14 protein-coding genes and 1 other RNA gene are annotated in these 14,578 nt (G+C 70.2%); all 15 read right to left on the minus strand.

All coding sequences use genetic code 11. The annotated features are described in order from the left end of the window. On the minus strand, nucleotides 1-1,112 hold a 1,112-nt coding region (gene rpsA, locus VKH46_15975), incomplete at its 3' end, for a 30S ribosomal protein S1 (GenBank protein HKB72337.1). 67 nt (nucleotides 1,113-1,179) lie between these two features. Next, on the minus strand, nucleotides 1,180-1,863 hold the full coding sequence (gene cmk, locus VKH46_15980) for a (d)CMP kinase (GenBank protein HKB72338.1): 684 nt from the start codon (nucleotides 1,861-1,863) through the stop codon (nucleotides 1,180-1,182). Then, complete coding sequence (locus tag VKH46_15985) at nucleotides 1,860-2,600, minus strand: pseudouridine synthase (protein ID HKB72339.1); 741 nt, start codon at nucleotides 2,598-2,600, stop codon at nucleotides 1,860-1,862. Before VKH46_15985 ends, cmk begins: the two co-directional genes overlap by 4 nt. Then, nucleotides 2,597-3,340 (minus strand): SMC-Scp complex subunit ScpB, encoded by a 744-nt coding sequence (scpB, locus tag VKH46_15990; protein ID HKB72340.1) that lies wholly within the window; start codon nucleotides 3,338-3,340, stop codon nucleotides 2,597-2,599. The genes VKH46_15985 and scpB overlap by 4 nt, the downstream gene beginning before the upstream one ends. Further along, nucleotides 3,333-4,118, minus strand: coding sequence for a segregation/condensation protein A (locus tag VKH46_15995; GenBank protein HKB72341.1), 786 nt, complete (start codon nucleotides 4,116-4,118; stop codon nucleotides 3,333-3,335). Before VKH46_15995 ends, scpB begins: the two co-directional genes overlap by 8 nt. Then, nucleotides 4,115-4,792, minus strand: a complete 678-nt coding sequence (locus VKH46_16000) for a site-2 protease family protein (protein ID HKB72342.1) — start codon at nucleotides 4,790-4,792, stop codon at nucleotides 4,115-4,117. Before VKH46_16000 ends, VKH46_15995 begins: the two co-directional genes overlap by 4 nt. Nucleotides 4,793-5,329: 537 nt before the next feature. After that, nucleotides 5,330-6,253 (minus strand): complex I NDUFA9 subunit family protein, encoded by a 924-nt coding sequence (locus VKH46_16005; protein ID HKB72343.1) that lies wholly within the window; start codon nucleotides 6,251-6,253, stop codon nucleotides 5,330-5,332. Further along, nucleotides 6,250-8,304: an ATP-dependent DNA helicase RecG gene (gene recG / locus VKH46_16010; GenBank protein ID HKB72344.1), complete on the minus strand. Its 2,055-nt coding sequence runs from the start codon at nucleotides 8,302-8,304 to the stop codon at nucleotides 6,250-6,252. The genes VKH46_16005 and recG overlap by 4 nt, the downstream gene beginning before the upstream one ends. A 217-nt stretch (nucleotides 8,305-8,521) precedes the next feature. After that, complete coding sequence (locus tag VKH46_16015) at nucleotides 8,522-9,313, minus strand: cyclic nucleotide-binding domain-containing protein (protein ID HKB72345.1); 792 nt, start codon at nucleotides 9,311-9,313, stop codon at nucleotides 8,522-8,524. After that, nucleotides 9,310-10,194, minus strand: coding sequence for an LD-carboxypeptidase (locus VKH46_16020; protein HKB72346.1), 885 nt, complete (start codon nucleotides 10,192-10,194; stop codon nucleotides 9,310-9,312). Before VKH46_16020 ends, VKH46_16015 begins: the two co-directional genes overlap by 4 nt. 37 nt (nucleotides 10,195-10,231) lie before the next feature. Then, an RNA gene (rnpB, locus tag VKH46_16025) (RNase P RNA component class A) lies at nucleotides 10,232-10,619 on the minus strand. 31 nt (nucleotides 10,620-10,650) lie between these two features. Then, nucleotides 10,651-11,100: an NYN domain-containing protein gene (locus tag VKH46_16030; GenBank protein HKB72347.1), complete on the minus strand. Its 450-nt coding sequence runs from the start codon at nucleotides 11,098-11,100 to the stop codon at nucleotides 10,651-10,653. 2 nt (nucleotides 11,101-11,102) lie between these two features. After that, nucleotides 11,103-11,717 (minus strand): DUF4126 domain-containing protein, encoded by a 615-nt coding sequence (locus VKH46_16035; protein ID HKB72348.1) that lies wholly within the window; start codon nucleotides 11,715-11,717, stop codon nucleotides 11,103-11,105. Nucleotides 11,718-12,123: 406 nt separating this feature from the next. Continuing rightward, the gene (locus tag VKH46_16040; GenBank protein HKB72349.1) at nucleotides 12,124-13,407 is read right to left on the minus strand and encodes a DUF4388 domain-containing protein; all 1,284 of its coding nucleotides are present in this window, start codon (nucleotides 13,405-13,407) and stop codon (nucleotides 12,124-12,126) included. Between the two features lie 39 nt (nucleotides 13,408-13,446). Then, on the minus strand, nucleotides 13,447-14,578 hold a 1,132-nt coding region (locus VKH46_16045), incomplete at its 5' end, for a hypothetical protein (GenBank protein ID HKB72350.1).

Below are 14,578 nucleotides of genomic sequence, written 5' to 3' on the forward strand. Positions count from 1 at the left end.
CCCTCCCAGGGATCGGGAAGCGTGTTCTTGAGCGACAGGGAAATGCGCCGGGTGTCGGTGTTGACGTCGGAGATGATCGCCTCGACCGTGTCGCCGACCGAGACGACCTTCGAGGGGTTCTTCATCTTCTTCGACCAGGACATCTCGGAGACGTGGATCAGCCCCTCGATCCCCTGCTCGAGCTCGACGAAGGCGCCGTAGTCCGTCACGTTCGTGACGCGGCCGGAGACGCGAGAGCCGACCGGGTACTTCTCCGGAACCTGCTCCCAGGGGTCGGCGGTCAGCTGCTTGGTCCCGAGCGAGACGCGCTCGGTCTCCTTGTCGAACTTCAGCACGACGACGTCGATCTCGTCACCCACCTTGAGCACGTCGGAGGGATGGTTGATCCGTCCCCAGGAGATGTCGGTGACGTGGAGGAGCCCGTCCAGCCCACCGAGGTCGACGAAAGCGCCGTAATCGGTGAGGTTCTTGACGGTTCCCCGCAGGACGCGCCCTTCCTCGAGCTGGGCGAGGGTCTCGCGCTTCTTCGCCTCCTGCTCGACCTCGATGACGGCCTTGCGCGAGAGCACGATGTTGCCTCGCTTCTTGTCGACCGAGATGACCTTGAACTCGAAGTCCTTGCCCCGCAGGAAGTCGAGGTTCTTGACGGGCTTGGTGTCCACCAGCGAGCCCGGGAGGAAGGCCTTCACGCCGATGTCGACGGCGAGACCTCCTTTGATGCGGTCGATGATGCGCCCGCGGACGTTGGTGCCCTCGCGGAACGCCTTCTCGACGTCGTCCCACACCCGCATCTTCTCGGCTTTGTCCTTCGAGAGGACGACGTAACCGTTCTGGTCTTCGGTGGTTTCGAGGAGCACGTCGATCTTGTCGTTGACGGCGACGGTGACGTGCCCTTCGTAGTCGGTGAACTCGGCGATCGATATGACGCCTTCCGACTTGTACCCGATGTCGACGATCACTTCCGACGGCGTGACCTGGATCACGCGGCCCCGGATGATCTGCCCTTCCTGGAGGTTCTTGAGAGTGTCCTCGTACTGGGCGATCAGGCTCTCGTATTCGGCCGCGCTGAGTTCAGTCTCGGTTTCCATCGGCTGGTCTTTGGACTCCTTCAATTGCTTTTCGTGCCCCCTAAATCTTTGATTTCCAAAAAGCAAATCTAACCCGGATTTCGGGGATGAGTCAAGGCCCGGAGGGCTCCCCGGCTTCGACCCGGGCGAGGATCCGGCGGGCGATTTCCTCCGCGGCCACCCCGTCGCTCTCGAGGACCTCGTACCCCCCGTCGCGGGTCAGCGGCGAGTCCGGGCGCGACGAATCGTCCCGGTCCCGAACCCGCATTTCCTCGAGGACCTTCTCGTACGGCTCCTCGACCCCCCGCCGCCGGAGCTCCTCGTGGCGACGGCGGGCCCGCTCGCGCTCGTCCGCGGTCAGGAAGAACTTCCAGGGGGTCTCCGGGAAGACCTTCGTCCCGATGTCCCGCCCTTCGACGACGCCGCCCCGGGCGAGCCCGATCTCCCGCTGGCGGGCGACCAGCAGCCGCCGGACCTCCGGAATGGCGGACACCGCGGAGGCGTAGAGGGATATCCGCGGCTCGCGGATCGCGGTGGAGACGTCCTGCCCGTCCAGCCAGACGGTCGTGCCCTCGGGAGACGTCGAGAGGTCGATCGCCGCGCCCGCGGCGAGGACGGAGACCGCGCCGGGATCGGGGATCGGGAGCGGGATTCCCCGCCGGAAGGCGAGGAGGCCGACCGCCCGGTACATCGCCCCCGTGTCGAGATACGGAAGGCCGAGGCGCGCGGCGACCATCCGCGCCACGGTCGATTTTCCGGCGCCCGAGGGGCCGTCGATTGCGATCACGCGGCTCATTTCTTCAGGAGCTTCCGGATCTCCCCTTCCGTCAGCTTCCGAAAGGCGCCCGCGGAAAGCTTCGAGTCGCGGATCGGGCCGATGGCGACTCGGGACAGCTTCGAGACCGGATGGCCGATCGCGTCGAACATCCGGCGAATCTGTCGGCTGCGCCCCTCGTGGAGAACGACCGTGTACCAGGTGTTCCCCTCTTCGCCCCGGCGGCCCGTCGAGTGGTGCCGCTCGATCTCCGCGGGCGCGGTCTTCCTCCGGTCGAGGACGATCCCCCGCCGGAGCCTCTCGATCGACTTCTCGGGCGGCTCCCCCCAGACCTTCACCCGGTATTCCTTGGCAACCCCCCGCGAGGGATGGGAGACCGCCTGGGCGAAATCTCCGTCGTCCGTCAGCAGGATCAGCCCTTCCGAGGCGGTGTCGAGGCGCCCGACGGGCTTCAACCCGCGCCGCAGAGCGGGGGGGACGAGGTCGAGCACCGTCGGCCTTCCCTGCGGGTCGCTCGTCGTCGAGACGTATCCCTTCGGCTTGCAGAGCAGGACGTAGCGGCGCGGGCCCGTGGTCGCCGTCCGGCGAAGCGGCTTTCCGTCGACCCGGATCGCGTCGGCCGCCGGGTCCGCCTTCTGCCCGAGGACCGCCGGCTTTCCGTTGACGAGGACCCGTCCGTCGGAGATCCACTCTTCCGCCTCACGGCGGGAGCACAGGCCGGCGGCGGCGAGGAGCTTCTGGAGGCGTTCCGCGCTCATCGCCGGCCGACGGGCTCGGTCGGGGCGGTCTCGGTCGGCGATTCGTCCACGTCCGACGGCGCGGCGGCGTCGTCGGACGCCTCGACGCCGCTTTCGGCGTCCGGCGCGCCCGCCGGAGGAGGCGCGGTCCCGGCGGCGGCGTCTGCGGCGGCCGCGTTCCCGAGCGGCGGAACGAGAGCGAGAGGCAGCGGAGCCTCCTCGCCGGCGAGGTCCTCGTCGATCTCCTCCGGCTTCGGGAGCTCCGCGAGGTCGTTCAACCCGAAGCGGACCAGGAAGTCCTTGGTCGTCCGGTAGAAGAACGGCGTCCCGACGACCGGCTTCTTCCCCGCCGTCGTGATGAGCTTCTTGTCGAAGAGCGTCTTCAGGACCGCCGACGAATTCACTCCCCGGAGCTCCGAGATCTCGGGCGCGGTGATCGGCTGCCGGTAGGCGATGATCGCGAGCGTCTCGAGCGCGGCGAGCGAGAGGCGGCTCCGTTCCGAGATCTCGAAATACCGGCGCAGCAGCCCGTCGAACTCCGGTCGGGTCACGAATCGCCAGCCGCCTCCGACCGCCTCGAGTCGGATCCCGCGCCCTTCCCCGTTCGTACGCTCCGCCATCGCCCGAAGCGCCCGCTCGACGACGGCGGCCTCCGTCTCGAGCATCTCCACGAAGCTCTCGACGGGCACGGGCTTGCCCGAGGAGAAAAGAAGGGCCTCGAGCGCCGGCTGCAGGCGTTCGATTTCTTCGTCGTCAGTCATGGTACACGTCCTCGATCTCGGAAATCCGGAACTCCCGGTCCGTGCGCGAGACGTGGATCTCGCCGAACGGAACCGGCTGGAAGATGCGGAGCGCGGCGATCCGCGTGAGCTCGAGCGCCGCGAGAAACGTCGTGATCGCCTCCGTGCGATAACGAAAGGTTCCGAGGAGCTCGAGGAGCGGCAGCGTCCCGCGCTCCTCGACGCGCCCCACGAGCTCGATCATCTTCTCGCGCAGCGAGAACCGGGGATGGTGGACCTCGATCGACGCGGGGTGCGCCAGCCGGTAGCGGTCGAGCACGATACGGAACGTCCCGACCAGATCGGCCAGCGAGACCTCGAGGGTCGGGGGCGGCGCATCCGGTCCCGCCGCCGGCGGCGCGACGTCGGGGCGCGGCCACAGCCCCGCCCGCTCGGTGTCGATCTCGTGAAACCCTTCGGCCGCCCGCTTGAACTTCTCGTACTCGAGAAGACGCGCGACGAGGTCCTGCCTCGGGTCCTCCTCGGGGTGGTCGGGGTCGCGCGGGAGGAGGAACCGCGACTTGATGTGGATGAGGACCGCCGCGAGATAGACGTATTCCGCCGCCACGTCGAGGTCGAGCTCCCGCATGAGGTCGAGATGCGCCGTGTACTGCTCCGTGATCTCCGCAATCGGGATGTCCGTGATCGACACCTCGTTCTTGCGGATGAGGTGCAGGAGCAGGTCGAGCGGCCCGGAGAACTGGTCGAGCTCGACCGGCGGAAGCGACGGGGCCGGCCCGTGCGAGGCGCTCTCGCTCACCCGATCCCCCACTCGATCACCGAGAGGACGATCCGGATCGCCGGTCCGAGGATCAGGCCGAAGAAGCCGGAGTAGACGAGGAGCATGATGATCATGAACATGACGAACGAATAACGGTGGAAGAACATCTCGATCGCGAGGCCGCGCCGCCCGAGGATCGAGAAGAGAATCCCGCTGCCGTCCATCGGCGGGACCGGAATCAGGTTGAACACGCCGAGCACGAGGTTCAACAGCACGAGCTGGGCCAGGATGTAGGAAACGGGAGCGAGGACGCCCGCTCCCGAAGGACCCTGGAACGCCCCGACGACGAGGGCGCGGTCGTAGCGGCCGATCCCGATCAGGAGCGCCGCGGCGACGATCACGACGAGCAGGTTCGAGAGCGGTCCCGCGGCGGAAACCCAGAAGTTCGCGAGGCGCGGATTGCGGGTGTTCCGGAGATTCACGGGCGTCGGCTTCGCGTAGCCGAACGGCGGCTGGTGCATGAGGATCATGATCAAGGGCAGCAGAACCGTGCCGAAGGGGTCGATGTGATGGAGCGGGTTGAGCGAGATCCGCCCGAGGTCGCGGGCCGTCGGGTCGCCGAACTTCAGCGCCATCCACGCGTGCGCCGACTCGTGGAACGAGATCGCGAAGAGGACCACCGCGATGAGGATGACGACGACGATCGGCTGCATTCGTCGGGAAGCCTATCCGAATCGGGAACGCGGCGCGCGTGGTTTGGTCCCATGGACGGGTTCGCGGATCGTCGCGGCCGGGCGAGGATATTGGCGAGACAAAATCTCGCTTACGAAGGCGACGCGGCGCGGCGAGGCGCGGGCCCGGCGGGATGCGCGGGGTGCCGGGCCGGCGGTGAAGGCGTACCGATAGGCGTACGTCGAGCCGCCGGCCGGGAGCACGCGCCCGCCTCCGCCTTCGCTGAAGCTTCGGCGCGATCCTGTTGGCAGGGACGACCCGACGATTGATCGCGCGCCTCTGGCCAATCGCGCCGTAGCTCGAGAGAGCGGAGGCGGACGGCTCGATGCATCGCCACGCCGGCGATCCTTTGATTCTTAGAGGCGATCTGTCAGTTCAGAACCACTCGTAAGCGCGGCGAGGCGCGAGCCCGGCGGAATGCGGGGTGCCGGCCGGCGGCTAAGACGTACCGGAGAGCGTACGTCGTGCCGGCGACCGGCGGCACGCGGCCGCCCGGCTCGATGCATCGCCCGCCGGCTTCAGATTCCGATGCGGGCGTCGTGCGTCGACCTCGGCCGCACGTATTCGCGGATGCCGTCGGCGAACCGCACGGCGGGGGCTCCGAACACGTCGGCCGTCGCGGCGACGTCGCCGACGTTGTCGCGCGAGAGCGAGCGCAGCTGGTCCCGCGTCAGCGGCGGGTTCGGAAGAACCGACAGGGCCGCGGCGAGTATCCGCCCGTACCAGAGCGGGAAGTGGACGAGCCGTTTCCGCGGCTTCCCCAGGGCCGCCGCGATCTCGCGGTAGATCTCGTCCATCGTCAGGGTCTCGGGCCCTCCGACCTCGAACGTCTTCCCCGCCGTCTCCGGCTTTTCGAGCGCGGCGGCGAAGATCCCCGCGACCTCCCGGACCGACACCGGCATGAACCGGACGGTCCCCGGGCCGATCACCGGGATGAAGAGCGGGTTCAACCGGACGATCTTCGCGAGGAGCGTCACGAATCCGTCCCCGGGGCCGAAGACAATCGACGGGCGCAAGACGGTCGCCTCGAGACCCGACCTCCGCGCGGCCTCCTCCCCCGCGGCCTTCGTCCTGCCGTACTCGGAGGGCGCGTCGGGCGCGGACCCCATCGCGGACATGTGCAACAGACGACGGACTCCGGTCCTCTGCATCGCCCCGACGACGTTCTCGGTGCCCTGCCGGTGCACCGCGTCGAAGGAGAGCCCCTCGCTCTCGTTGATGATGCCGACGAGGTGGACGACGGCGTCGCAGCCGGAGAACGCGCGCTCGAGGGAGGCGGCGTCGGACACGTCCCCCGCGGCCACGGGAACCGGCCGGTTGAACCGCGAGCGCGCGGCGTCCGGATTCCGGGCGAGGACCCGCGGCTCGTGCCCCGCCCGGAGGAGCGCGTTGACGACGTGGCTTCCGACGAAGCCGGTTCCTCCGGTCACGGCGATTTTCATGCGTCCGCGGTTTCTATCACAGGCGGCGCCGGCGCGTGCGACGCGGGGAAGAGATCGCTCTCGAGTTTCTCGCCCCGGGCGCGGCGCGCCCGCACGTCGTCGCGCACCTCCGGCAGGAGGCGGGCATCCCGCACCGGGTCGGCCACCCGAAAGGACGGCATCCCCGACTGCCGGGCTCCGAGGAGGTCGCCGGGGCCCCGCCGCTCGAGGTCGCGCTCGGCGATCGCGAAGCCGTCGCAGGACTCCTCGAGGATCGCGAGGCGTTCGCGCGCGTCCTCCGTCGCGCCGTCGGAGACGAAGAGGACGCAGTACGAAGGCCGGTCTCCCCGCCCGATCCGGCCGCGGAGCTGGTGCAGCTGGGAGAGGCCGAAGCGGTCCGCGTTCTCGACGACCATCACCGTCGCCTCGGGGACATCGATGCCGACCTCGATCACCGTCGTCGCGACGAGCACGTTGGCGCTCCCCTTCGCGAACGCCGCCATGGCCGCGCGACGGCGGTCGGCGGACTGTCGCCCGTGGAGCGTCTCGACGCGCGCCTCGGGAACCGCGCGGCGGAGCGTTTCCGCCGTGCTCTCGACGGCGGCCACCTCCCGCTCCGATTCGTCGATCGCGGGGACGACCACGTAGGCGCGCTCTCCCGCCGAAAGGCGGTCTCCCACGAAGCGCTGGACCGCCGCGCGCCGCGCGGGCTCCCGGACGAACGTGCGGATCGCCGCGCGCCCGGCGGGCTTCTCGGTGAGGCGCGTGACGTCGAGATCGCCGAAGAGCGTCCACGCGAGCGACCGCGGAATCGGCGTCGCGGAGAGCACGAGGACGTGCGGGCGCCCCCCCTTGCGCGAGAGCCGGGCGCGATGCTCGACGCCGAAGCGGTGCTGCTCGTCCACGACGACGAGGCCGAGATCGGCGAACCGGACCGGCGACTCGATCAGCGCGTGCGTTCCGATCAGGAGGTCGATCTCCCCCCCGGCGAGCGCCGCCCGGAGCTCCCGCCGCGCTGCCGGCGGCGTCCTTCCGGTCAGGAGCGCGAGGCGGTAACGGGCGCCTTCCAGCCACCCCGCGATCGTTTCGGCATGCTGCTCCGCGAGGATCTCCGTCGGCGCCATGATCGCCGCCTGCTTCCCGTTTTCGACGGCGAGCAGCGCCGCCAGCACCGCGACGGCGGTCTTCCCGCTCCCGACGTCGCCCTGCAGCAGCCGCGCCATGGGAGATCCGCGGCGGAAGTCCGCGGCGATTTCCGCCATCGCATCCCGCTGCGTACGGGTCAGCGGGAACGGAAGGAGCGAGAGGAGCCGCCGCGTCGTCGCGGCCGTCCATGTCCACGGCGCAACGCCGGTCGCGGCCCGCGCCTCGCGCTTGCCCTCGATCCGGTCGAAGAAGACGGCGAGCTCCTCGCGGACGAGCGCCTCGCGCGCCCGCGAAACGGCGGCGGCGAACGAGCGCCGCGGCGGGAAATGAATCGTCTTCAGCGCCCGCAGGAGAAGCCCGGCGTCGCCGGCCGCCCGGAAATCCGGATCGGTTGCGCGGAGCGCGCGGTCGATCGCGCTCCGCTGCCACTTTCCGCCGAGCCCGCCGAGCTTTCGGTAGATCCCCACGACGCGCCCCATGTGGACCGACTCCTCGGCCTCCTCCTCGTCGAAGAGCTCGTGCTCGGGATTGCGCATCTCCAGGCCGCGCTTCTCGATGCCGGCCGTCCCGTAGAGGACGACGCGTTTTCCCGAAGCCAGCGCCTTCGCCAGATACGGCCGGTTGAACCAGACGACCCGAAGCGTCCCCGTGCCGTCGTCGATCGCCGCTTCCAGGATCGTGAACCGGCGGCGGCGCGTGCGGATCAACCGGTGGCCGGCGACGCGCCCCGAGACGACCGCCGTCTGGCCGTCTTTCAGCTCCCCGATCGGCGAGAACGCCGCGCGGTCCTCGTAGCGGAACGGGACGTGGAGGAGGAGATCCGCGGCCGTCGCGCACCCTTCCCCGGCGAGCTTCCGGGCCGACGAGGCCGCAATGCCCGGCACGCGCGCGATCGGGTCCGTCAGCCGCACGGAAACGTCGCTCATCGATCGCCTTCTACCACGCACGGGCTTGGCGCAAGCGTGGTGCGAGCCGAAACCCCGCCCGTTTCAGTGGATTCCAACATCGAGGCGCGGCGAGACGCGAGCGAGGTGGGATGCCGGGGGGCGCGCGGCGCCCGCAGGCGTACCGAGAGCGTACGTTGGAGGGCGACGCGCGGTCCCCGGCGCCCGCATCGCTCGATGTATCGCCGCGCCGGCTCCCCTATTCCTTGGTGATGCGGAAGACGAGAGGTATGAGCCCGAACTTCAGCACGTCGCCGTCCTTGATCGCGGCGGGCGTCCCCGTCGGCAGCCGCCGGTCGTTGACGTACGTGCCGTTCATCACGCCGATCTCCTCCATCAGGTAGAACGTGTCGTCGGCCTTGTAGATCCGCGCGTGGCTCCGGGACGTCGAGCGCTGCGTGTCGAGCGTGGTCAGGTCGACGTCCGGGTTGATCCCGGTGACCGGGTCGGCGCGGCCGATGCGGGTGTCGCCGTCCCGGTTCAGGTAGAACTCCGTCTTGCGGTCCGCGGAGACGAGGCGGTAGACGCGGTGCTCCTCCCGTGCGGCCGCCGGAAGGGACCCCGAGGGGGAGTCCATCGGCTCGGCGACCTTGTGTCCGAGGGCGTCCTCGAGGAGGTCGGTCGTTTCGCGGAGGCGTCGCGACAGCTTCCGCAGCATGCGCACCGCGATCTCCGTGTTGCTCTTGATCATCTGGTCGAACGTCGTCTGGTTGATCCGGACGACCTCGACGTCGGTCTTCGCCCGGGCCGACGCGGTGCGGGAGACGTCCTCGAGGACCGACATCTCCCCGAAGAAGTCCCCCTTCTCGAGTGTGGCGAGCACCTTCTGGCGGCCGCGGATCTTCTTGAAGATCTCGACGACCCCGGTTTGCACGATGTACATCTCGGTGCCCAGGTCCCCTTCGGAGAAGATGATGTCGCCCATCAGATAGGTGACGAGGAACTGGTCGGAGGGGCTCTTCCCCGCCCCCGACTTGAAGACCGCCTTCATGCGACCGCCGGCTCCTCGAACGAGACGATGCCGCGGGACGTGTCGATCGCCACGCGCGCGCCGAGCGGGAGCGTCCGGTTGCGCCGGCCGTGGCCCGACGGCCAGTCGCGCACGACCGGGTACGGAGCGCCGCCGAAGTGCTCGTCGAGCAGAGCGGACACGGCATCCGCGTCCGGCCGGCCCTGGTTCCTGATGTTTTCCAACTTTCCGATTATAACCCCGGCCGCCGACGCGAACCGTCCGGCGCGCTTCCACTGGGTGAGCATGCGATCGAGCCGGTAGATCTCCTCGCCCACGTCTTCCCAGAAGACGACCCGGCCCGCGGTGTCGAGCGCTTCCGGCGTCCCCTCCAGGGCGACGAGGAGCGAGAGGCAGCCGCCCACGAGCGGCGCGTCGGCGCGCCCGGACGCGACGACCTGGTCGGAGAGAATCGGGAAGCGGATCGGCGATTCGCCGCGCAGCACCGGTTCCCACGACGCATCGGTCTCCGGGTCCCGCGCCGGCCCCGCGAAGTCGACCGCGACCATCGGCCCGTGGAACGCGGCGAGACGGGCGCGTGCGTGGAGCCACGCGAAGAGGGTCGTCAGATCCGAGCCGCCCATGTGGATCTTCGGATGACGCGCCGCTTCCTTCGGGTCGAGGAGGTCGAGGACGCGGGCGGCGCCCCATCCGCCGCGGGCGAAGAAGATCGCGTCGACCGCCGGGTCCGTCAGGAGCGCCCGATACCCCGCCGCACGCTCGGCATCGGTCCCCGCCCGTGAGCCGTCGCGAAGCCGGACGTTGGCAGCCTCGACGACGCGGTAACCGCGCGAGACGAGATGGGCGATGCCGGCGTCGAGCCTGTCGGGATCGGCGCTGCCGGAGAGTGCGGCGACACCGATGGTCGATCCGGGCTTGAGCGCCGGAGGCTTCGAAAAGTGGGCGGACGGCCCGGTAAGCCGAATTCTGTCGGGTGCGATCATTCCTCTAGCTCCGGGATCTCTCCCGGAATCGAGCGGCCAACCCGGAAACGGTCCCGGCGAGCGGGATGAGGTGGGCGCTCTTCCGTTTCCCTATTTGGCCTTGCTCCGCGCGGGGTTTACCGTGCCCCCGGCGTTGCCGCCGGGGCGGTGCGCTCTTACCGCACCGTTTCATCCTTGCCGTTGCGCCGGCGCCGCGAAGCGCCGGAAAAAAGGCGGTTTGTTTTCTGTGGCACTTTCCTTCGCCCCGTCGCCGGGACGACCGGGTGTTGCCCGGCGCGCTGCCCTCGTGGAGTTCGGACTTTCCTCCCCGATCCAAAGATCGCGGCGATCGCATGGACCGCCCGCCCGAAGGCATTGTATCAGACGGCGCTCGGGTCACGGGAGGCGGTTCCGGTCGTCCGAGAAGAACGACTCCCAGTCGCCGACATCCACGGCGGCCGCGGCGGCCGCGGGCCCCGGCTCCGACATCCGCCCCCAGAAGTCGGCCGTCGAAAGCGCCCGCGCGCCGCGGGCCCGCGCCCGCTCGGCCAGGCCCCGGTCGTCCGTCACGACGTGGCAGTCGCGGCGCGTTTTCGACCGCTCGACGGCTTCGACGATCGCATCGTCAGCGCTGCGATTTCCCGAGAACCGGACGGTCAGCCCGCCGAGCCAACCCTCGCGCTTGCCCGCCGCCGGCTCGCCGTCGAAGAAGAGGACCACCTTCGACCCGCCGCTGCGCACGCGGGCCGCGATCGTTCTCTGGACCCAACGCCGCTCCTCCTCCGTGGCGGCGGCTTTTCCGAGCACGCTTCCGATCAGGTTGTTGCCGTCGACGAGGAAGGGCAAGGCTAGGCTTCTTTCGACGCGCGGAGAGCCTCGCGGGGGTGCGCCGCGAGGAAGAAGAGGATCGCTGCCGCCCGCCGGATCCGGCCGAAGAGGAGGACGATCAGGATGAGGACGGCTCCGACGACGGCGATCGAGAGGCCCGGGGAGAAGATCGCGACCGCCGCCACCGAGACGGCGACCACGTCCTCGGCGATCGACAGGGCCATCCGCGTCACGCCCGAGACGGCGGCAGTCGACGACAGCCGCGTCGCCGCTTTTCCCATGTGTGCCGCGAGCGTGACGAAGCCGCCGGCGGCGGCGGCGGCCAGACGCGCGAGCGGAGGATGCGCCGGAAGGCAGGCGGCGGCGAGCGCCGCGCCCGCCGCGGGGCGCAGGAACGTGTGCGCGAAGTCCCAGAAATGGTCGAGGAACGGGATCTTGTCGGCGAGGAATTCCGCGGCAAAGAGCGCCGCCGCCATCGTGAGGATCGGCCCGGAGGCGAAGAAGGCGGCGATCGGACCGCCGAGGAGGTCGGGAAACACGCGGGCGCACAACCCGAACACGAGGGCCGTCGCCCAGGCGTTGAATCCGGCGGCGACGGCGAGACCGAGGGCGGTCGCGATTCCGGCCTCGATCATCGTCGCCTTCGCGACGCTCGCGAAGCTCGGATCGCGAAGGCTCCCGCATCGCAGACCTCCTCCCCTCGGTTACTTCGGGGAGACTTTCCGCGATGCGGCCTCTCGCGGCTCGGGTCAGCGCCCTCGACCGCTTCGGCGCCCCACGAGAGACATCCGACCCGAGCGAACACCCTTCGCGACGCTCGCGAAGCTCGGGCGAAAAACCTGCTTCGCAGGGCGCTTCGCGCGCCTCCGCTTCGCTCCGGCAGTTTTTCGAGTATTTGACCTGGGGAAAAGAATTTTCCCCAGACCCCTTTTCTCCCGACACCGGGTCCCGGCACGCCGGGTGCCACCGGCCGTTCGTCAACCAGAACGAAATCGCTTCCGCGATGGAGCTCGGATCGGGAATGCTCCCGCGGATCGAAGATCACTCCGCGGACCCCTTCCGGAAGAGCCGGCCGAGGAGGGACCGGGAGCCCTTGTCCTCTTCCTCCTCTTCACCCGAATCGGAAGCCCCGGGAGAGGGCGCCGCGATCCCCATCGCCTGCTCGCACCGCCGCAGCAGCTCGGCGTGCTTCGGCTCGTCCGGGAACCGCTCGTAGAGCCGCGCCGCGTGTTCCCGCGCCTCGGCGGGACGCCGCCGCGAGAGGAGGAATTCCGCGAATTCGCGCAGAGCCTCGGGACGGTTCGGCGAGAGTAACAGGGCCTTGCGGAACTGGTCGATCGTCCGTTCGCCCCATCGGGGGTTCTTCGACAGCGCGCTCGCCAGCCGGTAGTGATACTCGGGGTTGTCGGGGGCGAGCTTCACGCATTGCTCGAGGAGCACGATCGCCCCGAAGAAGTCGCGAGACTCGATCAGCTGCCGCGCGCGCAGGTAGCTCCCGCGGGCGACCACGTACCGGGCTTCGGCGTCGGGGGCGGTCGACTCGACCGGAATCTCGCGCGCGCCGGCCTCGCGCGCCGCCGGGACCGCCTGCTCCGGCGCCGCGGCCGGGGCGTTCTCGGCGATCTCGATGAGGCCGCAGGCGAGCAGCGCGTGCAGGATCTTCGCGCCCACCGCCCGCGACGGAGCGAGCTTGAGAACGTCGCGGAAGCTCGTTCTCCCGTTGCAGAGCGAGAAGAGATATCCCTCCTGCGGCGCGAGCTTCACGACGCCCCAGCGCGTCATCGGATTCTCGATCGCCGCCGGCTTGCGGTCGAGATCGCCCAGGATATCGAGGTATTCGTCGCTGTCGGGAAGGCGCCGGATCCCTTCGACGATCAGCGCGGCCGTCGAATGGTCGAGCCAGGTGTCGGCGTCCGGGCTCCCTTCGTCGTCGTCGAAGCGGAACCCTCCGGCCTTCCACGTGAAGGCCGAGAACACGATCTCCTCCGCGAGCCGCCGCATCTCGGCGTCGAGAACGTGCTGCGGGATGAGCCCGCGCTCGACGAGGAGCTTGCCGAGGCGGCTGCGGCGGCTCCCGTCCGAGGCGAGGGCGGCGCGAAAGTCGGATTCGCCGACGAGACCCCGCCGGAGGAGCACGTCTCCGATGCGACGCCCCTCGACCGACGACGTCGCCGTCCGCAGCTCCCCGGCATCGAAGAAGAGACGGATCGTCTCCGATTCCCGGGTGAAGGTCAGGCGGCCGGTCCGCCGTTCGGCGAAGATCCGCCGGAGGATCTGGGGCAGCGGCTCGGCGGAGAGATCCCCGCTCCACGGCTCAGCGGGCATCAGACCTTCCCGGGTTCTCGCGCGCCGTGCCGGCGCGACTCATTTCGCTCGCCCCAGCGGCACGACCGCCGGGCGGTTCCCGTCGAGCGAGAACATCGCCGGCACCGTCGCTTTCGCGGCCTTCGCGGAGCCGAGGTTCCGGTACTTTCCCCAGAGCACGCGGTAGCAGCTCCGGCCGCGGAATTCGTACGGCGCGAGCCAGATCCGGCGGCGTCCCGGGTCCGTGTCGAACGCCTTCCGAAGCGTCGCCTCCTCGCAGGCGAGCTCGAGCTGAATCGCATACCGGTGGACTCCCGGGCGCTCGAACGTCTTCCGGCCCGCGCGGGCGAGGTCCTCCCACGGCGAGGCCGCCTTGCGTTCGGTGCGCGTTGCGGGGAGCGGCGCCCCACGGCTCGCGCCTCGCTTCGGCGTCTCGGCAGTTTCGGATTCCCGGGCCGCCGTCGGTCTCGGGGTCGCAACGGCGGCCTCGGGCTTGCGCGGCTCCTTTTCGGCCGCCATCGGCGGCGCAGGCTCGAGCGATTCGCGACTCGGCGCCTGACCCGCTCCCGGGCGCCCGGCGGAGCGCCGGAGGGTCGCCGCGCCCGGGACGGAAACGGGCGCGGGTGAAGAGCGCCGGCGCACCAGCCAAACGACGGCCAGAAGCGCCACGACCGCCAGCACGCCCACGGCGCGGATCATGCCCAGACGCCTGCCGGGCAGCAACTCGTTCGCCGCGCCGGTCTCCTCCGGGGCCCGGTCGAGCTCGGGACCCGACTCCGGCTCCGGCTCCGGCTCCGGCGCCGTCAGTGCGAAGAGCGGGACGCTGACCTCCGGCACGGGGACAATCGCCAGTCGAGGCGGCTCGGTCTCCTCCGCGTCGGACCGCTCGGCCTCCGCGGCCGATGGCTCGGCCTCCGCGGCCGCCAGCTCCTCGTCGGGCGGCTCTTCGACCTCGAATCGGGGCTCCGTCCCGGCGTCCCGCTCGCCGCCACCCCCGGGCGCTCCTTCCGGCGCGATTCCCCCGACGGCCTCGGCCGCCTCGGCGAACCCGGCGCCTTCGTCCGCCTCCGGCGGAGCGGCAGCCCCGGGCGCGGCCTCGTCGAGCGACCACTCCGGTTCGGCGGCCTCGACTCCCGGCTCGGCGGCCTCGTCGGCGGCCGGCACGGCGGCCGGGGCCTCCGCGGGCGCGGCG

This window comes from Thermoanaerobaculia bacterium (assembly GCA_035260525.1).
GTDB lineage: Bacteria > Acidobacteriota > Thermoanaerobaculia > UBA5066 > DATFVB01 > DATFVB01.